The sequence below is a fragment of the Lysinibacillus sp. NPDC097868 genome, assembly GCF_044761135.1.
Classification (GTDB): domain Bacteria; phylum Bacillota; class Bacilli; order Bacillales_A; family Planococcaceae; genus Lysinibacillus.
Window position 1 is genome coordinate 2,025,820 of sequence record NZ_JBIWBS010000001.1, and the last position, 24,448, is coordinate 2,050,267.

The 24,448-nt window shown below is 35.8% G+C and carries 26 protein-coding genes; 10 read left to right on the top strand and 16 right to left on the bottom strand.

Features of this window, described 5'->3' with window-relative positions:
• Positions 1-134 precede the first annotated feature (134 nt).
• The 4 genes from ACIQXJ_RS10050 to ACIQXJ_RS10065 are packed head-to-tail and all read right to left on the bottom strand — an operon-like array spanning position 135 to position 3,238.
• Complete coding sequence (locus ACIQXJ_RS10050; RefSeq protein ID WP_403052874.1) at positions 135-1,325, bottom strand: hypothetical protein; 1,191 nt, start codon at positions 1,323-1,325, stop codon at positions 135-137.
• A gap of 13 nt (positions 1,326-1,338) precedes the next feature.
• Positions 1,339-2,166 carry a hypothetical protein gene (locus ACIQXJ_RS10055; RefSeq protein ID WP_403052877.1) on the bottom strand — a complete coding sequence of 276 codons (828 nt, stop codon included), beginning with the start codon at positions 2,164-2,166 and terminating at the stop codon, positions 1,339-1,341.
• On the bottom strand, positions 2,163-2,852 hold the full coding sequence (locus ACIQXJ_RS10060) for an ABC transporter ATP-binding protein (protein ID WP_403052880.1): 690 nt from the start codon (positions 2,850-2,852) through the stop codon (positions 2,163-2,165). Before ACIQXJ_RS10060 ends, ACIQXJ_RS10055 begins: the two co-directional genes overlap by 4 nt.
• A complete protein-coding gene (locus tag ACIQXJ_RS10065) occupies positions 2,849-3,238 on the bottom strand; it encodes a GntR family transcriptional regulator (RefSeq protein WP_403052883.1) in 390 nt (129 codons plus the stop codon). Before ACIQXJ_RS10065 ends, ACIQXJ_RS10060 begins: the two co-directional genes overlap by 4 nt.
• Before the next feature lie 690 nt (positions 3,239-3,928).
• Here ACIQXJ_RS10065 and hmpA point away from each other — a divergent pair.
• Positions 3,929-5,137 (top strand): NO-inducible flavohemoprotein, encoded by a 1,209-nt coding sequence (gene hmpA / locus ACIQXJ_RS10070; RefSeq protein WP_403052886.1) that lies wholly within the window; start codon positions 3,929-3,931, stop codon positions 5,135-5,137.
• 193 nt (positions 5,138-5,330) lie between these two features.
• Entirely contained in the window at positions 5,331-5,957 is a 627-nt protein-coding gene (locus tag ACIQXJ_RS10075; RefSeq protein ID WP_403052889.1) for a C40 family peptidase, read from the top strand.
• A gap of 156 nt (positions 5,958-6,113) precedes the next feature.
• On the opposite strand, the gene ACIQXJ_RS10080 is transcribed toward ACIQXJ_RS10075, so the two are convergent.
• Both ACIQXJ_RS10080 and ACIQXJ_RS10085 read right to left on the bottom strand, forming a co-directional pair.
• Complete coding sequence (locus ACIQXJ_RS10080) at positions 6,114-7,310, bottom strand: MFS transporter (protein WP_403054880.1); 1,197 nt, start codon at positions 7,308-7,310, stop codon at positions 6,114-6,116.
• Positions 7,310-7,708 (bottom strand): MarR family winged helix-turn-helix transcriptional regulator, encoded by a 399-nt coding sequence (locus ACIQXJ_RS10085; RefSeq protein WP_403052892.1) that lies wholly within the window; start codon positions 7,706-7,708, stop codon positions 7,310-7,312. Before ACIQXJ_RS10085 ends, ACIQXJ_RS10080 begins: the two co-directional genes overlap by 1 nt.
• Before the next feature lie 263 nt (positions 7,709-7,971).
• Between ACIQXJ_RS10085 and ACIQXJ_RS10090 the strand changes: the two genes are divergently transcribed.
• Positions 7,972-8,526 carry a DJ-1/PfpI family protein gene (locus ACIQXJ_RS10090; RefSeq protein ID WP_403052895.1) on the top strand — a complete coding sequence of 185 codons (555 nt, stop codon included), beginning with the start codon at positions 7,972-7,974 and terminating at the stop codon, positions 8,524-8,526.
• 30 nt (positions 8,527-8,556) lie between these two features.
• On the opposite strand, the gene ACIQXJ_RS10095 is transcribed toward ACIQXJ_RS10090, so the two are convergent.
• The 5 genes from ACIQXJ_RS10095 to ACIQXJ_RS10115 all read right to left on the bottom strand — a co-directional run bounded on the left by ACIQXJ_RS10095 (position 8,557) and on the right by ACIQXJ_RS10115 (position 11,647).
• Positions 8,557-8,880, bottom strand: a complete 324-nt coding sequence (locus ACIQXJ_RS10095) for a DUF3889 domain-containing protein (protein WP_403052897.1) — start codon at positions 8,878-8,880, stop codon at positions 8,557-8,559.
• 169 nt (positions 8,881-9,049) lie between these two features.
• Complete coding sequence (locus ACIQXJ_RS10100) at positions 9,050-9,190, bottom strand: hypothetical protein (RefSeq protein ID WP_401007991.1); 141 nt, start codon at positions 9,188-9,190, stop codon at positions 9,050-9,052.
• A gap of 17 nt (positions 9,191-9,207) precedes the next feature.
• Entirely contained in the window at positions 9,208-9,432 is a 225-nt protein-coding gene (locus tag ACIQXJ_RS10105; protein WP_172771013.1) for a hypothetical protein, read from the bottom strand.
• 202 nt (positions 9,433-9,634) lie between these two features.
• Complete coding sequence (gene coaW, locus ACIQXJ_RS10110; protein ID WP_401007994.1) at positions 9,635-10,471, bottom strand: type II pantothenate kinase; 837 nt, start codon at positions 10,469-10,471, stop codon at positions 9,635-9,637.
• Positions 10,472-10,912: 441 nt separating this feature from the next.
• Positions 10,913-11,647 (bottom strand): SDR family NAD(P)-dependent oxidoreductase, encoded by a 735-nt coding sequence (locus ACIQXJ_RS10115; protein WP_403052901.1) that lies wholly within the window; start codon positions 11,645-11,647, stop codon positions 10,913-10,915.
• A gap of 266 nt (positions 11,648-11,913) precedes the next feature.
• Between ACIQXJ_RS10115 and ACIQXJ_RS10120 the strand changes: the two genes are divergently transcribed.
• Entirely contained in the window at positions 11,914-12,732 is an 819-nt protein-coding gene (locus tag ACIQXJ_RS10120; RefSeq protein WP_401008001.1) for a squalene/phytoene synthase family protein, read from the top strand.
• Between the two features lie 96 nt (positions 12,733-12,828).
• Here ACIQXJ_RS10120 and ACIQXJ_RS10125 read toward each other — a convergent pair whose 3' ends face one another.
• Entirely contained in the window at positions 12,829-13,317 is a 489-nt protein-coding gene (locus ACIQXJ_RS10125) for a metal-dependent hydrolase (RefSeq protein ID WP_403052905.1), read from the bottom strand.
• A gap of 214 nt (positions 13,318-13,531) precedes the next feature.
• On the opposite strand from ACIQXJ_RS10125, the gene ACIQXJ_RS10130 reads away from it, so the two are divergent.
• Positions 13,532-14,776 carry a ferredoxin reductase family protein gene (locus tag ACIQXJ_RS10130; RefSeq protein WP_403052908.1) on the top strand — a complete coding sequence of 415 codons (1,245 nt, stop codon included), beginning with the start codon at positions 13,532-13,534 and terminating at the stop codon, positions 14,774-14,776.
• 60 nt (positions 14,777-14,836) lie between these two features.
• On the opposite strand, the gene ACIQXJ_RS10135 is transcribed toward ACIQXJ_RS10130, so the two are convergent.
• Positions 14,837-16,042, bottom strand: coding sequence for an MFS transporter (locus tag ACIQXJ_RS10135; RefSeq protein ID WP_403052911.1), 1,206 nt, complete (start codon positions 16,040-16,042; stop codon positions 14,837-14,839).
• 257 nt (positions 16,043-16,299) lie between these two features.
• The gene (locus ACIQXJ_RS10140; RefSeq protein ID WP_403052914.1) at positions 16,300-16,998 is read right to left on the bottom strand and encodes a nuclease-related domain-containing protein; all 699 of its coding nucleotides are present in this window, start codon (positions 16,996-16,998) and stop codon (positions 16,300-16,302) included.
• Between the two features lie 305 nt (positions 16,999-17,303).
• On the opposite strand from ACIQXJ_RS10140, the gene ACIQXJ_RS10145 reads away from it, so the two are divergent.
• Positions 17,304-17,792 carry a hypothetical protein gene (locus ACIQXJ_RS10145; RefSeq protein ID WP_403052917.1) on the top strand — a complete coding sequence of 163 codons (489 nt, stop codon included), beginning with the start codon at positions 17,304-17,306 and terminating at the stop codon, positions 17,790-17,792.
• A gap of 232 nt (positions 17,793-18,024) precedes the next feature.
• Positions 18,025-19,182 (top strand): pyridoxal-phosphate-dependent aminotransferase family protein, encoded by a 1,158-nt coding sequence (locus tag ACIQXJ_RS10150; RefSeq protein WP_403052920.1) that lies wholly within the window; start codon positions 18,025-18,027, stop codon positions 19,180-19,182.
• 69 nt (positions 19,183-19,251) lie between these two features.
• On the opposite strand, the gene ACIQXJ_RS10155 is transcribed toward ACIQXJ_RS10150, so the two are convergent.
• On the bottom strand, positions 19,252-20,574 hold the full coding sequence (locus tag ACIQXJ_RS10155; protein WP_403052923.1) for a D-serine ammonia-lyase: 1,323 nt from the start codon (positions 20,572-20,574) through the stop codon (positions 19,252-19,254).
• Positions 20,564-21,037: a YaiI/YqxD family protein gene (locus tag ACIQXJ_RS10160; protein WP_401008020.1), complete on the bottom strand. Its 474-nt coding sequence runs from the start codon at positions 21,035-21,037 to the stop codon at positions 20,564-20,566. The genes ACIQXJ_RS10155 and ACIQXJ_RS10160 overlap by 11 nt, the downstream gene beginning before the upstream one ends.
• A 186-nt stretch (positions 21,038-21,223) precedes the next feature.
• Between ACIQXJ_RS10160 and gdhA the strand changes: the two genes are divergently transcribed.
• The 3 genes from gdhA to ACIQXJ_RS10175 all read left to right on the top strand — a co-directional run bounded on the left by gdhA (position 21,224) and on the right by ACIQXJ_RS10175 (position 24,412).
• Positions 21,224-22,597, top strand: coding sequence for an NADP-specific glutamate dehydrogenase (gdhA, locus tag ACIQXJ_RS10165; RefSeq protein ID WP_403052926.1), 1,374 nt, complete (start codon positions 21,224-21,226; stop codon positions 22,595-22,597).
• A 243-nt stretch (positions 22,598-22,840) separates the two neighbouring features.
• A complete protein-coding gene (locus tag ACIQXJ_RS10170; protein WP_403052929.1) occupies positions 22,841-23,527 on the top strand; it encodes a phosphoribosylaminoimidazolesuccinocarboxamide synthase in 687 nt (228 codons plus the stop codon).
• Positions 23,528-23,758: 231 nt separating this feature from the next.
• On the top strand, positions 23,759-24,412 hold the full coding sequence (locus tag ACIQXJ_RS10175) for a YIP1 family protein (RefSeq protein ID WP_403052932.1): 654 nt from the start codon (positions 23,759-23,761) through the stop codon (positions 24,410-24,412).
• Positions 24,413-24,448: the final 36 nt, after the last annotated feature.

The window sequence follows — 24,448 nt, forward strand, 5'->3', positions numbered from 1 at the left end:
CTACATTTAATCACCTCTTTTTAGTTCTTATTTTTAGCAATATCGCAAAACGATTGGTAGCCGCCTTGTATGATTTTAAGCATGCACAGGTAGGATTCTCACTCGAATTCCTACCTGTACATTAGCTAAAAAATTTAGTAATTAATTTCATTTAATAGTTCAAAATGCAATGTATAATCTGTATTTTCTCCGTTTTCTTTTATAATTTTACCTTCATATAATGATTCACCTGTATATAAATCATAGATAAAGAACAAATGTTCATTAGAAACACTTTCGGCTAAATAGACTTTACCATTGGCAATCTGGAGAAAAGGCTCCCTCTCATCATTAACCGGGCTTACAAGATTAAAATGTAAAGGCTTTTCCCATTGTTTCTTTTCTATATTATATCGATTCAACTGTAAACCATCAGACGAATAAACAGGAATAAATATATCACCTTCGCGAAGCATTAACCTGTAAAAATCTGGCGTCATTTCTTCAGGGATCATCAACTCTTCTTGTGCATTATTTTTATTATTATAAAGAGAAATTTGTCTAGAAATAGTATTTCGTCCACCATCTTCGTATTGATCTTTATATTTTTCTATAATATAGACAAAATAGTCATTTTGATATTTGCTATTATCTTTAAATTTACTAAGACTAGATTTAATTTCCTTATCTGATTCTACCTTTGCAAGAATGGAAACAGATAATAATTTCTTATTGTTTACATCGACTGAATATAAAAGTAACTCCTCACCGCCATTAATCGGAGCGCCCGTTGCTAAAATCTTGATTTCTCCATTTTCTTTATAGATATTATTTACAACTATAAAATTATAGCTTGCTTGGGCTGTCGTACTGACTTCAAATGATAAACTGTCATTTTTCTTTTTATCGAGTAAATCGATATTGAGTATTAATAGATTTCCCTGTATTACTTTCTGACCATTATTTGGCGGTGCTGCGTAAATTATATGTGTTTCATTTTCTGAAAAATTACTTGGGAATAATACTTTACCTCGCATAAAATTCCGATGTTCTTCAATATAATTTTGAAACATCAACGTCTGAAATGGATCTTTTAACTTTGCAATAATTGAGTGTCTTATTTGAGGTGTAGAACCATCTTTTGTGATGTATAACCGTCGATCACTATCACCACTCTGATAATTAGCTTGGAACATTAGATTTTCGATTTCTTCTTTATCTCCGCTAATCGTTTCAATTTTAAAGGAAACGTCGTTTTTAGAAGCGACTGCTAACTGCATATAATATACACCCACTGTTATGACAATCACGAAAAAAATTACTACCATTTTCCAATATTTTTTCATTTTTTCCTCCCTGTTAGACCCGGATTTTATACTTTAGTAGCTGGTTCGCTATCCAAAAGGCACTGCCTAATACGATGATGCTTGTTACTAGTTCCATTAACAAGATTTCAAGTGGGTAAAAATAACCTGTGACAATACGGGATACTATGATTGGTGCAAAAAGGACTCCAAACGAAAGCACTCCATAAACAATTGCAGCGAAAATGCCCTTTAACCCATAACTTCGTTCAAATAATATTGCGTTGAATAATATTACAACTAAGATTAACCCCATTCCATACATGATGATAAATTCGATAACGCTGGTAGGATACAACCATCTCCATATCTCTACACTATAGAAATCAAAAAGTGGATATGATGTTCGAAAATCTGATGGTACAATTCTGTTAAAAATAAACATTTCAATTGGTATTAAGATGATTTGTAATGTAATTAGGCCAAATACAAAAAGCATGATTGCAGACAATTTAGAGATATATACTGTAATTCTTTCGGTTGGTAACATAAATAATCTGTAAATGAAAGTATTTTTACCCAACCAATCCCGATACCAAATAAAAAAAACATAAATCATTAACATTACGATACAAAAGAAAATCGGCATAATAAACCATTCAGAATATATGACACGTTGAAAAGAAAATGTCCCATAGTTTTTAATATATTGGCTCACTGATAGTTGATTTTCGTAAATTACTTGATTTACTTCATTCATCTTTCCTTTTGTGACAATAATCGTCCCGATGAGCTGACTGACAATTGTTAAACCAATTATGATTAGGTACAGTTTGAAAAATCGGTTTATTTCAAAATTTACAAGCTTTAAATAGCTTTTCATCTACAATATACCTCCCTCATAACATCTACGACTGATTTGCCTTCCCTTTCACGTATTTCCTCTACGCTAAATTGTCTTAAGACTTCTCCATCATCAATCAATACGGCTCTATCAATTAAATGTTCTACATCACTAATTTCATGAGTAGTGAGAATGACTCCACGCTCTTCAATTAAGTGACTTGTAAACACTTCTGCAATCTGCTCACGGGAGAACATATCAATACCCGAGAATGGTTCATCCATCAATATATAATCCACATCTAGTGCTAAACCCAAAATCATATTGACTTTAGCCCTACCCCCTTTCGATAAATTGCCAATTCGATTAGTAGGTTCAAGTTGAAAAAATCGCAATAATTCTTGTGCTCGTTGTGAATTCCAACTTTTATAAAAATCCGCCATAAACTCGAAAGCATCACAAATTTTCATTTTCGATAACATCGTCATGGAATCTGGAATAAATGTAACTTTTTCATAGGTTTCTTTCTTAATTTTTTCGCCATCAATCAAAATTTCACCGCTATCAAGCGGCGTAAGTGCCATAATAGCTTTCATAATTGTCGTCTTCCCTACTCCGTTTATACCGATTAAGCAAGTTATTTCACCTTTATTAGCAGTAAAGGAAAGCCCTTTTAAAACCTGCTTTTTGCCGTATTTTTTCTGGACATTTTTCACTTCAATCATGTCAATTCCTCCGCTTCTCCACTTTCAGCATCGTACTTTTTCTTCACAAGTTCCAACACTTCTGCTAACGGTACATTGATTGATTTAATAGATCCTAAAAATAAATCAACTGCTTCAATCATTAACTCCTCACGGACACTTTTAAGGACTATCTTATCTTTTGTAATGCAACTCGGCATATTTCCTTCAGTAAATATCAATCCTTGTTCCTCCATTTCCTTATAAGCTCGTTGTGCAGTATTTGGATTTATCTTCAGTTGATTGGCCAGTTCCCTTCTTGACGGAATTTCCTGACCCGGTTCAAAATATCCTTTGGCTATTTGCTCTTTAAAATGCCGAATAACCTGAACATAAACCGGATCCCGATTATTAAACTTTACATCCACTTCTCTCAACTCCCTGAAAAAATATTTCGTGTATTAATCACTTAATACACGTTAGGCAAAACAATTGGCCATGATTTTTAATTAAAAGAGCAATCCGATAAATCTTGTAAGCAATGAAGTAACTAGTCCGTTCTTTGTATTAATAGGTTAATACACCCTTCAAAGTGTATTATATGCTTAATACACAACATGCGTCAACCATATCATGGAAATTAAAATAATAATTAACAAGAAATCCTCCTGCGGGTAAACTCTTACACAATGTTAGTGAAAAAAGTTATAGTACTTCTTGTTTCAATTTTTATTCAACCATCAAACAAAAAAACCATCACTTTTAAAGTAGCGGCCTTCAGTATGCCTAATTTAATTAAACGTCCTCGCTCATAAAAAATGTGTTACTATCTAAAATTACTTTTTTAAAATATTATAATGTCATGCAACTGTTTCCATTTCTCTCTTTCATTTTACGTCTATTACTTTTGCCTTTTTCACTAAAATAATACAAAAAGTACAATACACCCCAATATATTTAACCGCTTTTCAAAATAATATAACAATAGCTTCTAAGAAATTTCATATAAAAGAAGTATTATAGATACATGTTTGTGTCTATTTTGTTAAAGATGTATTTTATATATTGCTTTAAAGATACTTTAGGAATATAGTAAATCTCGAAAGGACGTGTTCAACATGTTAGATCAACACACAATTAACGTTATTAAATCAACAGTACCTGTATTAGAGGTGCACGGCGTAGCCATTACAAAAAAATTCTATAGCAACTTATTTAAGGATAATCCAACATTATTAAATATTTTTAATCACACAAACCAAACTCAAGGTCGCCAACAAGGCGCTTTAGCAAATACAGTTTATGCAGCAGCTCAGCATATCGACAACTTAGAACCAATCGTTCCTGTAGTCGTACAAATTGCACATAAACACGTAAGTCTTGGGGTTTTACCTGAGCATTATCCGATTGTAGGTCAATACCTGCTAGCAGCAATTAAAGAAGTGTTAGGTGATGCAGCAACTGACGAAATTATCGAAGCATGGGGTAAAGCTTATGGTGTAATTGCAGATATCTTTATTTCAGTAGAAGAAGATTTATATAAAGCTGCAGAGCAAAATAATGGATGGCGTGCATTTAAACAGTTCAAAATTGCTCGCACTGTAAAAGAAAGCGATGACGTTACATCATTCTACTTACAGCCAACAGACGGTTCAAAAGTACCAGCTTATAAACCAGGACAATATATTTCTATTCGAGTAACTTCTCCAGGGGAAGAATATTTATTAAATCGTCAATATACTTTATCTCAACCAAGTAATGAACAAGAATTCCGTATTTCTGTGAAACGTGAAAGCCAGCACAATCCTAAAGGAAAAGTATCAAACTTTTTACACGATGCTGCTCTGGGCACAACAATTGACGTTAGTGCGCCAGCAGGTGTCTTCACATATGAACCAACAAATGCACCAGTACTATTCATTAGTGGTGGGATTGGCGTAACACCTTTAAATGCAATGTTACAAACAATTCAAAATAAAGAGAACGTTACATTCATACAATGTGCACGTAATGAACATGTCCTTGCTTTCCATGAAGACATTCAAAATAAAATGAACGCATTAAACGGCCCAACTGGTTTAAGCAAGCTGTTCAGTGTATTCAAAAAAGACAGTAATGCACATCATAAAGTGTTATACTCTGAAAAAAATGAGTACATTAACGCTAACGTCCTCCGCCCTCTTTTAACGAAAGATACACAAGTATACATTTGCGGACCAACACCATTTATGGAAGCAGCTATTAATGCTTTACATGAATGCAATATCGTTGACAGTCAAATTCATTACGAATTCTTCGGTCCTGCGCTCCAATTAAATACAAAATAAAAAAAGAACTAGCCCTGCGATGCGCAAGGCTAGTTTTTTGATGCTTAAGTCTTACTCTCATTGAAAATCACTTTAATATTATATTAAATGTATCCTTAATGTTATTTTGTTGACATAGAACTGTAATATAAGCGTGTTAATATCATTATTGTACCAAGTAATACGTTTTAATGTTTTTAGGAGGATACATAATATGAAAAAGAATAAACGAAATAAGTGGGGGATGAAATTAGCAGTATTAGCGTTAGGCTCTTCTGTACTTTTTTCAACAATCGACACAGCATCAGCTGCAACATATACAGTTAAATCTGGGGATTCCCTTTGGAAGATTGCCACTCAAAACGGCATTTCTTATCAAACATTGATGAATTGGAATAACCTCACTTCATCAAATATTCGAGTTGGACAAAAATTAACTCTAAATAGCACAGCTAATAAGGCTCCTAGCACCCCTGCTAAAACACCGGCAAACCTTATCCAAATTGCGAAACAGCAATTAGGCGTAAAATATACATTTGGAGGCAGTAAACCGAGCACAGGCTTTGATTGCTCAGGCTATATCACTTATGTATATAATAATGCCGGCATTTCAACGAGCCGTAAATCAGCAGCAGGCTTTTATTATGCAGCGAAAAAGATAAGTTCGCCACAAGTAGGTGATTTAGTATTTTTCGCTAACACTTATAAAGCAGGTATTTCTCATGCAGGTATTTATATCGGAAATAACCAAATGATTAATGCAAGTGACGGTGGCGTTAGCATCGCTAACATTAACAGCACCTACTGGAAGAAATATTTTGTAGGTTATGGTCGTTTATAATTTATATGAAAACAGTTAGGCATGTCCTAACTGTTTTTTTATAGAATCAATGGTAAAGCCAAAATAAAATCGCCCTTTACAATTGTAATGGGCGATTTTTATTGGTTTATCGGAGATTTCAAAGGTTTTACCGTTGATTATCAATGGTTATTCCTACTAAATATGTGCTACCTTTTTCGATTTTAATTTTGCTAAACGCAGTAAATAAATGATAAAGACTATGCCCAGTACACCTGCACCTGTTAAATAGACGGACGCATACCCTACTTGCACTGCAATCATCCCTAAAATATATGATCCAAGGGCAATACCAAGGTCAAACATTGTAAAATATGTTGCTGTTGCGTAGCCACTACGAGTATGTGCTGTTGATTGGACAGCTAGTGCTTGTAAGCTTGTTGTTACCGCTCCGTAGCCAAATCCAACAAAAATTGCCGAAAATAAGAATAACGCTGGTCCTGAAACATTCGCAAGGAGGATTAATCCAATTGCAAATGAAATAATACCAGGGATAATTACAAATTGCGGCCCTTTCATATCATAAAGCTTACCAGTATAAGGTCGTGTAATTAGCATGGCCGCTGCAAACACTGCATAAAAGAAACTTGCCACTGCCATTAGATCCTTTTGCTGTGCGTACACTGACAAAAATGATAATACACTAGCGTAGGCAAACGCAACCAAACTGGCAATTGCCGCTACTGGTAACGCTTTTCGTTCAAATAAATCATTGAATTTAAAAGTTAGTTTCCCTTGATGTTCGGGTTTCGGTAAATCATCTGTATTAATCGTTACTGCTAGAATACCACCTGCTAAAACACAAATACTCATGATAATAAATAATACATTGAAACTGCTATATTGAATAAGGAGTAAACCGATAAATGGACCAATAACAACTGCTAAATTCGTGGACATTGTAAAATAGCCAAGCCCTGTGCCTTTTCGACTGACCGGTACAATATCTGCCGCTAAAGAACCTGCTGCTGTCGTAATAATACTAAAGAAAATCCCTTGTACAAATCGTAAAGCTAGTAAAAGACCAAATGGATGAATAAATAAATATAATATCGTACATAAGAAATATCCTATAATCGCAATGACTAAAAGCTTTTTCTTGCCGAACACATCCAATAATTTACCTGAAAACGGACGTACAATGATAGCTGATAATAAGAAACCTGATAATAGTAATCCCGCTTCCTTATCTGTTTGGTGTAGCTCGCCAATCGCATACAGTGGCAAAGTCGTTACCAAACCATAAAAAACAAAAAATACCGATATATTTGTTATAAATAAACTAATGAACCGCTTCGTCCATATTTGTGTGTTGCCCTCTTGCTGCACATCAATCAACCTTTCATTTTTTGCAATAGATTTATAAATTGTGACTGTTCTTCAACAGTAAGTGAACCTACCATTTCCTCCTCAAACGCTAATATCGTTTCAGTAATCTTTGGTAGTCGTTCCTCCGCCATAGCTGATAATGTCACAATTTTTTCGCGCTTATCTTCTCCATCTATTCGTTCCACCCAGCCTAAAGTTTCTAGCCTGGAAATAGCTCTCGTTATACTTGGCGCTTCGACATTCAAATACTTCCAAATTTGTGTCAATGTCATTGAACCATGGGTATGTAAGCAATATAAAATTGTCCATTGCGAGCTATACAGCTGATGCTGTTTCAATACTTCATTTAAACAATTTGTTAAATAGCGACTTTTTTGAAATAAAGCATGGAAAACGGGATTCATATGATCACTCTCCTTATTTATTTACCTAGCTAAATAAATACTATACGCCTCATTTTTTATGTTGTAAAGTATGTTGTTTTTGCCACAATCGGCGATTTATTGGATTTTATCAACGATTCTTTCGGGTTTAGTGGCGTTTCCCATGCGTTTATGAGCGTTTTCAAGAGGTTATCGGCGATTCAATGCTTTTATTAGTGTTAGCAGGTAATTTACAATAAATGTCGAATACAGCTACTAGACTTATAAAAAAGGGAGATGGGAACATGGGGAAACACATACTAATCATCGCAGGTGATGCTGTAGAGGCATTGGAGATTTATTATCCATATTACCGCTGTTTAGAGGCTGGATACGAAGTGTCCATTGCTGCACCGTCAGTAAAAAAACTACAAACCGTTAGTCATGATTTTGTTGAGGGTGTAGACACTTATATAGAGCGTCCAGCTTATGGCTTAGAAGCAACAGCTGCCTTTGCCGATATCGATCCAACACAATTTGATGGCTTAATCATCCCTGGTGGTCGCGCGCCTGAGTACATTCGATTAAATGAGCATGTCCCAGCGATTGTGAGCCATTTCTTTGAGGCGAATAAACCTATTGCTGCTGTATGCCACGCGGCACAAATTTTTGCAACAATTCCAGACGTACTTAAAGGACGTGAACTTACTGCCTATATTGCCTGCAAACCAGAAGTCCAAGTCGCGGGTGGTACGTATATCGACGCAAATTTGCACACAGATGGCAACCTTATTAGTGGTCACGCTTGGCCTGATTTACCTGGATTAATGCGTGAATTTATTCAAAAAGTAGAAGCATAAAGATGAAGAGGATGCCGAATTGGGCATCCTCTATTTAGCTGTTTCCTGAAGCTCAATATCCAACACTTTTTGTGTTTCAGTTGTATACTTAATTCTTACATAAACACCGAATTCTTTATCTCCCTCTTTTAACCAAAGCTTAAATTTTTCAATGGTTGCCTCTTCATTCACTTCACTACCCTCATGTAAGTAGTCAATAATTTTTGAATTGGGGTATGATGATTGTGTCTTTTCAATAGCGAGTTTCCCCCATTTAGCATAGGCAGGGGTTACCTCCGCATGTGCATCCAGAATCTGTAGTGGCACAGCTTGAGGTAACATAAAAATTCCAAGTGCTACAAGTAATTTTCGCATGTTTTGAGCTCCTTTCTTTTTATAGAATGTGCAACATACAAAAAATCATTATGTTTCTCAGCTTAATTGAAGAAAATGGCACTGTTCTTTTTATGTATTTTTCGGTATAGCTTTGCTGTAACTACAAAAAATAAATGCTCCAGATGATATCTTTGGAGCATCCAATAGTTTAGTGTCTTTTTGTACTTGGTTGTTGAGGGTTATTATGAATTACTTTATTAAATTCAGCTGAATATTCTTCCCGATCATTTCTTTTATGTGTATCTTCCTTCTTTTTCTTTTTGAAGCTTGTTTTACTTTTCTTTGCCATTGCTAACTCCCTCCAATTTAGCTCTTTTTATTAGATTGTTGATTTTTATCATGATTGGTTTTATTGTTTTTATTCTTCGCTTTGGCATCAAATTCCGCACTAAATTCTTCATTTAGATTATCATTTGGATTATTGTTATTACTATTACTGTCATCAAGGTCTTTACTTTTGTAAGTTCCAAAAGGATTGTGTGTCCTTGCATTCATTGTTTTTTTGCTGTTTTTGTTATTTCTATTGCCCATAGCATATTCACCTCCTACTTGTAATTTGCTCAGGAGTGAAGGAATTATGCTTTGGGGAAAACTTCAATGGGAGAAGATACAATGGCAAGGTTTACAATCAAAAACAGTGGGAATTTTTAAAAAAGGCTGCTCCCACTCCGTTTTACATAGAAAAAATGTACATCACCAATAATCATTAGTAATGTACATTTTTATTTGTCATTTAGACAATTGTATATTCAGTTATATTAAGTAAAGCACCAACTGCACCTGAAAAACCATGGTCATTGATAAATATAGGTGTATGCTTTTTCGTCCGTGTATAATTGGCAATAACATGTGTAAGGTGGTCATTATGACTAAGAGTTGAGCCGATATAAACGATATGCTGCGCATTTTTTTCCTCGGCATATTGAATACTTAGTGTAGTAATAACCTCACCGACAAGTCCTTGTACAGTCGCAATAATATCCTCTGGAGGATGTTTCACTTCTTCAGTAATACCGACCTTACCAAAATTACTTGCAGTCAAATGCCCGTCAATTGGCGTATCCATTCCTTGATAAATATCTTTTACAAGTAAATCTACACCTTCACGATTACCTCTTGTAGCCAACTCACGGATTTCATTGTAATCTGTAATTCCTGTTGTAAGCGCTGACAATCCAATTAATGTTCCACCGCCTACGCCTGTACCACCAACACGAATATGTGTATTATCTTCCATATAATGAATGGAAGTTCCAGTTCCAATATTGGTAATCATACTACGCTCAAAGTAATAACCTTCTTTATTTAGTAAAAAACGAACACCCTTCAATGTAGCTTCAAATTCTACTATATAATGAATCGATTTCATTGTTTTTATGACATCAAGTAATTGTTCTGTACGTCCCCCCGTAACACCAATATCCTCAATATCTGGATTATTTTTAATCCACTCCATTACAGACTGCAAATCATTTGACGGAAAAGTTGTTAAAACAAGTTCGTTATGCTCGTCTAAGTAGGCAACCTTCGTCAATGTGCCACCTGCATCAATACCTATAGCCTTTGGCATACCATTCTCCTTTAACTTTATTCAGCAGAAAAATTTTTTCTACCTAAATAGATGGTTAGATGAATACTAGTTTACTCTTTTATTCAGTGAGGGTCTAAACGCTAACTGATTAAAGTTCATGCCTCCGGCGATTGTCAACGATTTCGAAAGGAGTTTATTATTGTTTATGCACAATTCAAAATCCTGACACACTGGTTCTGCGTGAAAGCGAAACGTCAGCGATAATTAAGCCGAGGCGCAATTGAATATTCGCCCTCCCTAAACTTTACCGCTGTTGAAATGATTGTGCAATAACTTGGCAAACTTTCATGAAAAAAAACATGAAAAATAGCATAATTAATAGATAAATCCAACAAATATTAACATTTTATGTAAAAAAAGAGCCGCTGTTAAAACAGTCGACTCTTTTTTGATATTATAACATTCTATAAAAGCTTACAATTATTGTGCAGAGTATCCGCCATCAATTACAAGCTCGCCACCTGTGATGTAAGAAGCTTCATCAGATGCTAAGAATAAAATAGCGTTTGCAACTTCTTCTGGTTGTCCAAGACGGCCCATTGGAGTAGCACGTACTAACATATCCATTGCTTCTTTGAATTGACCGATGTTAGCAGTCATTGGTGTTTCAATTACTCCAGGGAAAACTGTGTTTACACGAATGTTAGATTTACCTAATTCAGCTGCAGCAGCACGTGCGATTGCACGTAAAGAACCTTTTGATGCTGTATAAGAGTTTAAACCTGAACCGATAATAGCAGTGTATGATGATGTATTAACGATTGAGCCTTTTCCAGCTTCTTTCATGTATTTAGAAACGTGTTTAATTCCTAAGAAAGGACCGAATGAGTTAATTTTGTGCATGATAGCCCAATCTTGGTCTGTAATATCTTGAGGAGATTTTTGTGAAGAAATACCAGCATTGTTGATTAAAATATCGATACGTCCGTATTTATCAACAACTGCTTTTGTAAATTCAGCCCAGTTTTCATCAGAAGAAACGTCTAATTTCATGCCTTCTACGTTTTCTAATTCAGAAATTTTAGCTAAATTTTCTTCGTTAATATCAGCAGCAATTACGATTGCTCCCTCTTTAGTGAATAGTTCTGCCATTGAAGCGCCCATTCCTGATGCGCCACCTGTAATAATTGCGATTTTGTTGTCTAAACGTCCCATTAAAAAAACTTCCTCTCTCTTCTATTTCGCCTAAGCGTATTGAGCGTTGTTATGTAACTTAAGTACAAACATTCGCCTAGCACTTTAAAACTAATGCAGTTTTTTATTAAACTGTATATGTTTAAATAGTTTACTAATAAACTTTATCATAGTTTTGAAGCGTTTTCAAAGAATATGACCGAAATTTGAACAATCTGTTTTCACTTTCCTCAATTTTGCGATACGATATACATTGAGGCTTGACTATTTGAACGGAGGAAAAACACGTGAAAGATCAAAAAACACTTTATAAAGAAGCGATGCAAGTTTTAAAAGAAACGAGTCGTACATTTTATATACCTATTACTTTTTTAAAAAATGATTTAAAAATGTCAGTCGCTGCTGCATATTTAGCGATGCGTGCCATTGACGAAATCGAAGACCATGAAGAACTTTCGAATGATGTGAAATTCGATTTACTTTCCGCAACAAGTGAATTATTAAAGGAAGAGTTCGATGCAGTAGCCTATAATACCTTACTAGCGCCATACGCTGAGCAATTACCCGAAGTTTCCCTTCGTTTAGCGGATTGGCTAACATTTTGCCCAGACGGCTCTCGAGAAATTGTCCAAGCATCCACAAGTGAAATGGCATATGGCATGGCAAAATGGGCAAAAGCAAATTGGCAAGTGCATACACGTGAAGATTTGGATGACTATACATACTATGTTGCAGGACTCGTTGGGACAATGCTGTCAGAGTTATGGGCATGGGGTGCAGACGTTCAAACAGATCGCGATTTAGCTATTGGCTACGGTCGTGGACTACAAGCCGTCAATATCTTACGTAATCAGCATGAGGATTTAGACGAGCGTGGTGTAAGCTTTGTGCCGGACGGTTGGACACGAGAAGACTTGTTTGCCTATGCCGAAGAAAACCTAGCGAAAGCAGATCTTTATATGAAAGCAATCAATAAGCGCACGATTTTATTGTTCTGTCGTCTCCCACTTGCTTTAGCCCATAAAACATTAAAAGCGATGCAAGAAGGTCGTGAAAAAATGACGCGCGCTGAAGTAGAGCAAACTGTAGAAGAGATTCAAAAATAGGTGCCTGGCACCCACACAATTCACACAATTCACTACAATTCATAAAAATTCAAAAGCCCTTGTGTTGAGAACTGTCTCATTCAAGGGCTTTGTTGTTCATATGACGCTGACGAATCGACTAATTAGCTCATAGCCGAAATATAGAGAAAGTACCGATAATAATGTAAAGACAACCTTTTCTACTTTTCCGCCAGTTTTCGTTGTTAAAGGAAAGCGCACTGCCATGTTTATCGGGAAAAATAGCTTCACCCCTTGTTTCGTCCCCATATCGAGGACGATATGACTCATCATGCCTACTAAAAGCCCGGCAATAATCGATTCATATGGGATTATTGCGTGTAACAGCATTGCTACAAGAAACAAAAACAGTAAACTATGTGTAAAGGAGCGATGTCCAAATAGCTTGTTAACAATTTTTGAAATGATGGGAAATGTCCGCCCAATTTTGCTTCCGCCATGACAAATATCCGGAATTAATGCACCAATAATACCAGCTCCAACTAATACGAATGGATTATCATTTGAAATATGAGCAAAGGCAAGGCTAGCCGTGATGCCTCCAATGATGTGTGTATTCCCTTGCATAATTACTCCCTCTCTATGTACTGAAATTTTACTTTCCTAATGTAACATATTCTCCTCCAAAAAGAACATACATTCCAAACATATGTTTTATTTTTTTACTTTACGTTGACTAATTTAGAAATTTTTCAAAGCGAACCTAAAATTTTTGAAATAATTCCATTAACTATTGTATATCTAGTAGGTCTAACGAGAAAAATGACTACGGGAGGTAGCTATGAAAACATATAAAGGACTGCTATTTATTTTCATCACAATGCTTGGGAGCGCGTTACTATGGTACTTTGCCACGCCGATTGAAACTTTACATGAGTTAAATACGCTCAGCCATATTGTTGGGGGCATGGCACTTACAGGATTCTTCCTTGTATTTTTACTTGCTACAAGAAGTAAAATTCTCGAACGGTGGTTTCATGGCTTAGAACATGTCTATAAATATCACAAGTATTTGGCGATTCTATCATTAGGGCTAGTGATTTTACACAGTCAATTGCAAGATTTAGTACCACATGAGGATAAAGGGTTAGAAATTCCGCTCAGTGAATTAGCAAAGAAACTTGGTGAGCTTGCACAATATGGGTTTATTGGGCTAATCATCATAGCACTATTAGCAAAATTTCTGAAATATGAGCATTGGCGCTTTATTCACCGTTTATTGCTTTTACCTTACGCTCTTGGCCTTTACCATGCCTACTTTTCAAGCAAATATGATTTATTTCAAATGACACCCCTCGGTATTTTTACAGTGATAACAGCCACTATTGGGACAATGTCTGCTTTATATATGCTTACAATGTATCAAGATATGCAATTTAAACATACAGGTAACGTTACAGGTATCCGAAAGATGGGTGCTAGCGTAGTTGAATTAGAATTAACATTAGATCGAAAATTTCCCTATCGTAATGGTCAATATATCTTTCTAAAAATATTCCAAGCTGGTTTAGAAAAAGCACCGCACCCCTTCTCCATTTCAGGCGGAGATGGACATAAAATTTTTGTAACGATTAAGGCACTTGGCGACTTTACTAAAAAGGTAAATACACAAATTCAATTGCAAACACAAGTATCCATAGAAGGTCCCTACGGACAACTAAACTTTGCCAAAGGTCATCAACAACAAATTTGGATAGCTGGTGGTGTAGGCATTACGCCTTTTTTATCGTATTTACAATCGCAACCTACTGATCGCGAAATTGAATTATATTACACGTTCCGCGGAGAAAACGATGCTATCTATAAAGATTTTTTACAAAACTACGCAGAAAACAATGAGCATTTTAAAGTGAATTTTATCGATACGACCACCATGGACAGACTTACTTTCAAACATTATTCAGTACCCGCGCGTACGAGCATCTTTCTATGTGGCCCTGTAAAAATGGTGAAGCACTTTATCAAGCATTTCAAATCCAACTGTAGCGATATCGACATCAACTATGAAACCTTTAAATTTAAATAAAGCATCCAAAAAAAGAGGCTTACATCCAATAGTAGGAATGTGAGCCTCTTTCGATTATGTTCATTTAATAACTTTACGTCTAAACAAATGCCTATTTTTCACTATAATGACACTTACGACAGCAAGTAAAAGTCCCGAAATCATAAAGACTAGTCTTACCCCTATAACATCTGCAATTACTCCCATCATTAGAGAAGAAATGCCAAATGCCCCCGTTGAAATCGCACTTAAAGAAGTATAAACAGAGGACAGTTCTCCTTTTGGAACACTCGTTTGAATAACCGTATGTTGTGGGATGCTCTTTATTTGGCCAAAAAACCCAACGCAAAACGTTAGTAATAATGCGATAATTGGAACACTATTAATACTAAAGAAAATGGTTGCAATAAACATAAAGAAAGAACCTATAAACATTACTTTCGCTAATTGCCGTTCAATAAAAGAGGTATATTTGACACAATAAACGCTTCCTGTTATTAAACCTACAAAAAATGTGCCATTCAAAAAACCCCACCATTGCTCGTCAACTTGTAAAGCATCAGTGACAAATACCAATATAATCGCTGCAATCCAAACTGTACCAGCAATCGATTCGAGAAAATCTATCCAAACAATCCTTCTTAACGGTGGAGTATACCAAAGTAATTTCCAGCCTTTTATAACTTGTTCTATTTTCCCTAGTTGTGCAAGTGATTGATGGTCAACATTTTCTAACAAACATAAGACAATACTGGCCACTGTAAACAAACAGCCCACTACCCAAACTACTTGCTGGGAACTTAGAAAAAGTAAAAATAGGCTACCTACGAACCACATAACTGTTTGAATAAATTGAGTTACTGCTTCATCAATGCCATTTGCCTTCAATAATTGTTCGTCTTTCACATAATGTGGAACCAATGTCTGTCTTATTGGATTCGCACAGCCATCAAGAAATGCAATCATACTTATTACAATAAACAACAAGTAAAAGTTAGTTGCTGTTGTTACATATAACAGCAGCCCTAATAAAAATAATAAACATGTCTTTCCTATTTGTGAGCCTGCCATTAACCATTTTAAATTCACCTTTTCAAACAAAAGCGGAGTCAATATACTTGATACAAACATTGACGAAGCAATTGTAAATGGCACAAATGATGCTGCAATAGCCGATTCCGTTACAACATAAATTAAATGAATAATGCTCACTATATATAAAACATCACCGATATTTGCCAGTGATTGACCGATCAGTAATAATGAAAAGTTTCTACCCAATTTCATAAACAATCCCCCATTTTCAAGAAATTAAATTTATCGAAGTGGGTGATTTTAAATTGGACTATTCATGTAAACTTTCCTCCCCCATTTTTCACGAAATGAAATTCATTCAAATGGGGGATTTTTAAATTGGACTACACATGCGAACGGACCTCCTTTTGTCTAGTAGATAAATCTTGGGGGAATTAGATTCATCAAAAATTTTTGTATGTAATTTTTCCGTAGAACAGCTTATGTCTTATTATATTCAAAAATCAGTCCTAATTTTTATATTTTTGTTGAATGGTTTGAAGATGTTGCGCTTTTACCACCTCTGATACTTGCATTTGAGGCAGTAGTTTCTTATAGATGGCTTCTATATCACTTTGCGAGAAAATTGAAGTACCTGATTGTTTGCGGATTTCTATAAAACGTCTTACATTTTCTCGCTTTAACACATGTACATTTTCAGACGTTACTTCCACCTTTTTCAACTGACAACGCTCACTGAAAACAATGACAGAATGTAAAGCTTCCTCTGGTAGTCCTAGAAAATTTTGAATGGCTCTTATGTGGGTGGCATTTTGACGAATTGGGTTATAAAATTTAAATTTTTTATTATTAGGCATTGTTTGTGTCCATTGGCTTTGATTTTCATTGCCAAAAATCCATCCACTATAGTTTTTAGACTCTATTACATATAAACCAGTCCGATCTATATAAACTAAATCCACTTCCGTCCAGTCATTTGAATTCTTTTTTTGAATATACACATTCAATAATTGCTTATGACTTTTTAAAGCATACTTTTCAATTATACGTGATGTTAAATACTCTCCATACCTTCCTTTATCGAATATTACCTTAAACATGTTATCATTCGTTAGCTCATAGTAAGTACTTGCTCGATAGTTTTTTTGCTTAAAATAAATAATTGATATTGCCATTATTATGACTATTAGCAAGAAAATTAATAACACAAATTCTTTCCTCCTTATAACTCGTTTTTAGGTTCTAGTTTTAGTATTTATTTCTTCCCGTCCAACAACTAGATTGGTAAGTCAAAGCACAAATCATTCCACTATGATTATACCAATATTTTCTAAATTAAACGTATTTTTTTATTTACATAGCATGAAAAACTGGATGAATTCATAAAGTGATTTAATGTTCTCTGAAATATTTAGTCTATTCATCTCGGAATATTGCTAAAAATTTCTTGGGAATTGTTATGGTTTTTCCATCCTAAGTGAATTATTAAATCTATTGAAAGGGAGGTTTTTTGATGAATTATTATGATCCGTATTATAGTGATTATGATGCAGTTTTCGGTGGCTTCATGGTTGTGTTCTTTTTAATATTTTTTGTAATATTAATTATTGGGTATATTGTTAATGCTCTAATTTATTTTATGACGTCGAAAACAAATGGCTTTAGCGATATAGCTTATATCGCTTGGATTCCTATTATAAACATTTACAGCCTATTCTTACTAACTGCTAACGGTGAAGATGATGTGACAATTCGTGCTGCAGCGAAAAAAGCGACCTTAATTTATGCAGGTTTATTTATCGTTTCGTTTATTCCTGCTGTTGGTGTAATCGCGTCACTCGTTATGTTTTGCTATTGGATTTATTACTCTTATCGTCTCTTATATCGTTGGACTGGAGATACTGGCAAAGCTGTTCTCTATATGATTTTATCAATTATTACTGGTGGCTTATTCTTTGCCATTTACGGCTTAATGCGAATGAAACGCCCATTCATAGTATAAATTTCAGCGTTTATAGTCCTATACATCCTCTTTCGTTTAAAAGACTGAAAGAGGATTTTTTTGCTTAAGTAAGCTCTTCTATTCTTACCTTATTCAATTTATTTTACGAAGCGCTTTTTCCTCATCTTTCCAATATTCTTCAAAAAAGAAGTTAGAAATTACGTTAGATATGCTATATTATAGTTAGAAAATTTAGACTTTCTAACTTTCAAAGCAAAGGGGATTTTTAATTATGTTTGAAAATATTTTAAGACATCCAGGACCGACACCTATTCCAAAAAAAGTTCAGCTTGCGATGAACCGAGATATCTTCAGCCATCGAAGCAATGAATTTGTGGAGCTATATCGTGAAACAACTGAGCTCGTTAAACCTATTTTCGGCACTAAGCAAGACATCTTATTGCTTCCATCTGGTGGTACAGCAGCATTAGAAGCTGCAGCTGTCAATACAGTTTGTGCAGGTGAGGATGTTGTAGTCATTACGGTAGGCGCTTTTGGGGATTACTTCGTTTCAATTTGTGAAAAATATGGCTTTAACGTACATAAGCTTGCGAAACAATGGGGACAAGCATGCACAGCAGAAGAGTTACGTAACTTTTTACAACCTTTGCAAAATATTAAAGCCGTTTTTGTTACGTATAATGAAACTTCAACAGGTATTTTAAATCCAATTGCAGAATTAGCACAGGTTGTTCGTGAAGAAAGTGATGCGTTAGTAATTGTTGATGGCGTAAGCTGTATTGGTGGTGCTCCTGCTGAAATGGATGCATGGGGCATTGATATTCTCGTAACAGGCTCACAAAAGGCTATGATGCTTCCACCTGGACTTTCTCTCGTTAGTGTAAGCGACAGGGCATGGAAGGTCATTGAAGAAAATCATGCGCCATCTTATTACTTGAATTTATTAAGCTATCGCGATTGGGCAGAAAAAGGGATGACACCAAATACCCCTGCCATTACACTAATTTATGGTCTACATGAGGTGTGTAAACTTATTGAACAAGAAGGTGGATTTTCTCAAACTGTTGCCCGTCATGAACTGATGAAAAACATGGTACGCAGTGCGATGAAAGCACTTAATATTGAGCTATTGACAGCCGACGAATACGCGTCGCCTACAATTACAGCAATTATGGCTCCTAAAGGTATTGCATTAGGTGAGTTTCTGACACATCTTAAACAAAGATATCATCTAGATTTTGCGGGTGGATTAGGTGATTTGCAAGGAGAAATTTTCAGATTTGGCCATATGGGCTACTGCTTCCCTAGTGATGTTTTACAAGCGGTTTCTTTAATGGAGGCGGCACTACAAGACTTTTCTTACGACTTTGAGCCAGGTGCTGGTGTTAACGCAGCGCATAAAGTGTTTTTAGCGGCACAGCATAAATAACACATGTTTTAACAAAAATAGACTGCCTGACGATAAAATCGATCAGCAGTCTATTTTTACTGTATGAAACTATCTAACAAGTTTTTTAAAATATTCCTCACGCATCTCCTGTGGCACCATACTGCCCCCTGTTGCCCAGACAAGATGTGTAGCTTGCTCCATTTTATCTAATAAATGATGCTTCTCTAAAAAATCTCGCCCATTCTTCATTAACTGAATCGGTCCGAACATTCCCGCATGTGCAGATGGTTCTAAAAATAACCGTTCGCTGTCCATGGCTAAACCGAGTGAAGTAAACAATTCTTCATCTTTCACTGTATAACAGCCGCTAATATATGTTTCCATCACTTTGCCAACGAATTTTGAAGCACGTCCCACAGCTAGACCATCTGCTTCTGTTTTATTATCCAAGCTGATATCTTCTACACTGATTTCATCATGTAAGCCAGTCATGAGCCCAATTGTCATACAAGGTGAAGCGGTTGGTTCAGCAAAGAAAATATGAACATGCTGCCCAAACAATTCTCGTAAACCATATGCAACCCCACCAGGTCCACCACCAACACCACATGGTAAATACACGAACAATGGACGGGCATCATCCACTAGAATATTTGCCTTTTTGAATTGGACTTTTAAGCGCTTCGCCGCTACTGCATAGCCCGCAAATAAATCTTTTGAATTCTCATCATCAATAAAATGGCACATTGGATTTTGTGAAGCTTCCTGTCTTCCCTGCTCTACAGCTACACTATAATCCGCCTCATATTCAATGACCGTTGCCCCTTTTTCTCTTAATAATGCCTTTTTCCATTCCTTTGCGTCACTCGACATATGTACAACGACATTGAACCCGAGTTTTTTGCCCATTATGCCGATACTAAGACCTAGATTTCCTGTTGAGCCTACTGCAATTGTGTATTGCTGGAAGAACGTTCGTAGTTCTTTTGTAGCAAACACTGCATAGTCATCATCTATTTTCAACTTACCATTCGCAATTGCCAATCGCTCGGCATGTTTTAATACTTCATAGATACCACCTCGCGCCTTGATTGAACCCGAAATAGGCAGCGCATGATCACATTTCAAAAATATTTGACCGGGAATCGATATTTGGAACTCTTTTTCAAGTGCTAGCTTCATTTCATCTATCTGTTGAATAGAGGACTCAATCAGTCCTTTGCTTTCTACTAGCTCAGGAAATGCGATAATTAAATAGGAAGAAAAGCGTTTTAGCGTTTCTTCCGCATCCTCAACCTCCTCTATTGAAAAGAGAGGGGTACTCGCATTTTTTATCCATTTTGTGTTTTCCCAAAAAACAGTATCCCTATTTTTAATCTTTTCTAGTTCCGGATATAGGTGAAATAATTCGTTTTTTAGTTTATTTTCCATCTGCAGATCCCTCCATTTTTTGTGCTAAAATTGCTCGTTCACAAATTTGTCGAAATTTCAATTCGAACAACATATTGTTTTCTTTCGTTCTTTTTTTAGGTCCCTTGGTTCGTCCGCCTGCACGTCTAATCTTCTGACCAACATGGCGCATATCGAGCAAACGTTCGATATTTTCACTAGACATTTCCCTACCATTTTGATCGATTGGATACCCTCCTCGTGCCAAAACCATGGCTGCTAAACCGTAATCCTGCGTAATCACAATATCGTGTTTTGAAAGCGCATTCACTAGCGTGAAATCAACCGAATCTGGCCCCTTCGGTACAATAATTGTTATTACATTATCACGTTCAATACGGTGCGATGTATCGCAAAACAAGATAGTTTCAATCTCAAACTCAGATGATATAGATAGCGCTAAATCCACGACTGGACAGGCATCAGCGTCAATTAATACCTTCACAATAAAGCATCATTCCTTTCTCATAATTAGATGAATCAAGCACCTATATATTATTTTCATATAATATTTTCCAGACCTCGATTGCTCATTTTTTCACAAACTTATTCGACCTGGAAAAAGTATTTTATTGAATAGTGTGAAAAATAGATATACGATACACCTATCAATTAATTGGAGGTTTTCAATATGACAACAACAACTGTAAAGAACGATCAATTAGCAAAAGAATACGTTGACGGCGTATTCGAGCAACTGAAAAACCAAAACAGTCATCAAGCGGAGTTTTTACAAGCAGCTGAAGAAATTTTCATTTCATTAGTCCCTGTATTTGCACAACACCCTGAATATATTAAGGCAAATATTCTTTCTCGTATTGTTGAGCCAGATCGCATCATTTCATTCCGTGTAGCATGGCAAGATGATAACAACCAAGTGCAAGTAAACCGTGGTTATCGTGTACAGTACAGCAACGTCATGGGGCCTTATAAAGGCGGACTTCGCTTCCACCCTTCAGTAAACGAATCTATTATTAAGTTTTTGGGCTTTGAGCAAATCTTTAAAAACGCATTAACTGGTCAACCAATCGGTGGTGGTAAAGGTGGATCTAACTTTAATCCAAAAGGTAAATCCGATTCAGAAATCATGCGTTTCTGCCAAGCATTCATGACTGAATTATACCGTCATATTGGTCCAGATGTCGATGTTCCTGCTGGTGATATCGGTGTAGGTGCTCGTGAAGTAGGTTATTTATGGGGTCAATACAAGCGCATTACAAAAGCAAACGAATCTGGAGTATTAACAGGTAAAACGCCTGGTTACGGTGGTTCTTTAGCTCGTAAAGAAGCAACTGGTTACGGTACAGTATACTTTGTTGAAGAAATGTTAAAAGACGTAAATGATTCATTTGACGGTAAAACTGTTGTTGTTTCTGGTTCTGGGAATGTATCAACTTATGCAATTGAAAAAGCTCAGGCATACGGTGCAAAAGTTGTTGCTTGCTCTGATTCTTCAGGCTATATCTATGATGCAGAAGGATTAGATCTTGATGTCATTAAAGAAATTAAAGAAGTAAAAAGTGACCGTATATCAACTTACGTCGACTACCGTCCAAATGCTACATTTACAGAAGGTTGTACAGGAATTTGGTCTATTCCATGTGATATTGCGCTTCCATGTGCAACACAAAACGAAATCAATGGCGACGCTGCTCGTACATTAATTTCAAATGGTGTAAAAGCAATCGGTGAAGGTGCCAATATGCCATCTGACCTTGAAGCAATTAACGAATTTTTAGACGCTGGTGTATTATTTGGACCTGCTAAAGCGGCTAATGCTGGTGGCGTGGCGGTATCAGCACTAGAAATGGCACAAGATTCTAGCCGTGTATTCTGGTCATTTGAAGAAGTAGATGCGAAGTTACACCAAATTATGAAAAATATTTATGCAGATAGTAAAGCTGCTGCTGACAAATATGGCTATCCAGGAAACCTAGTAGTTGGGGCTAACATCGCCGGCTTTATAAAAGTTGCTGATGGAATGCTTTCTGAAGGTATCTATTAAATAACCTTTAATACAATTTATTCGGTTATTCTACCATCTAGTAACTAGAATCCTTTATTAAAATTTTTAATTTTCTTAATTTCACATAAGATGATAACGAATATTCGTTATCATCTTATTTTTTCGTATAAAACAGGTAAAAAAATAATCATAAATAAGATTATAACGAACAATTTTTATATTAAACATTATAAACATTCGTGTTATAATTATGGAGTACTATGAAATATTGGAGGGTTTTTTGTGGAATTATTGTATACAGGTAAAACGAAAAATGTGTTCAAGTTAGAAGATGGTCATTACTTATTAAAATTTAAAGATGATGTAACTGGAGAAAATGGCGTATTTGACCCTGGTGCAAATACTGTAGGCTTAACAATTGATGGTGCTGGCCTAGCTGGTCTTCGCTTAACTTCTTATTTCTACTCAAAACTAAATGAACAAGGTATCCCTACTCACTACGTAGATGCAAACTTCGACGATGCTACAATGACTGTAAAGCCCGCAACAGTTTTCGGCAAGGGTTTAGAAGTCATTTGCCGCTTCAAAGCTGTTGGCTCTTTCCTACGTCGCTATGGCGCTTATGTACAAGAAGGACAACCTTTAGATTCTTTCGTTGAGGTAACAATCAAAGATGACGATCGTCTAGATCCTCCAATTTCTGAAGATGCTTTAGCAATGTTAAACCTGTTAACACATGAGGAATATGCAATTTTAAAACAACGAACAATTGAAATTTCTAAATTCGTCGGTGCAGAGCTAGCAAAAAAAGGCTTAACGCTTTATGATATTAAATTAGAATTCGGCCGTGATGCACAAACAAATGAAATATTATTAATTGATGAAATTTCTGGTGGTAATATGCGTGCATACAAAGGCGAACAATACATCGAGCCATTAGAGCTTGAAAAAATTATGTTAGCAGACTAATAGCTAATCCCCTTCTAAGTAATTCATTTGCTTAGAAGGTTTTTTTGTTTATTCTTTTTGTAAAACATCTCACTGTTATAAATTACCGATAATTCCCTGTAGCTATACGTACTACTTTCATTTAAGCTCGAATACGTTGGTCGAAAAAATTTGGTCCCATTTTTTGAAACCTTTCACCACTTCACTCGTATATTAAGTAGAAACAATCTTATCATCTCAGGAGGTAGTTTAATGGAAAACTATAATGAAACAACGCAACAAGAAAGGCCTAAAGTTAATCCGTTTCTGTCTACTTGGATGCATCCAAAGCAAACAGCACGCTACATGATTGATGCTAAATCTATCGGTTATGCAATCCTTGTCATGTCTATCGGTTATATTGGTTCTTTGCTTTCAGGCCTTATAGATAGTAATTTTTTACTAGACGTATCACCTTGGATTATCGTGCTATTTTGTGTGATTTTAGCGCCAATCGCAGCAATTATTGGTACAGCCTTTTCTACCCTCATTTTCTGGTTGGTTGGTAAATTATTTAAAGGTACTGCAACGTATTCTGACATGTTTAAAGCATTGAGCTTAACTGCTGTTCCATTTATCGTGGTCGTTCCTTTCTATTTGATTTGGTTATTCACATCTCCAGAGTCTTTAATGGATACTAACTTTCTAGGTTCTGCCCCTTGGATCTTTTGGCTGACAATGCTCGTGACAGCTGTAGTTGGTGTTTGGTCCTTTGTCACGACAGTGGCTGTTGTAGGGGAAGCACATCAAATCTCGAATTGGAAAGCATTCTTTACAATCTTTATCCCTTCTATCATTGGAGGAATCATTGTCTTTGTACTTATTCTTGTGCTCTTTATCGGTCTGATTGGTATCGGCATGATGTAAAAAATCTCCCCTCTCTATTGAGAGCGGGAGATTCTT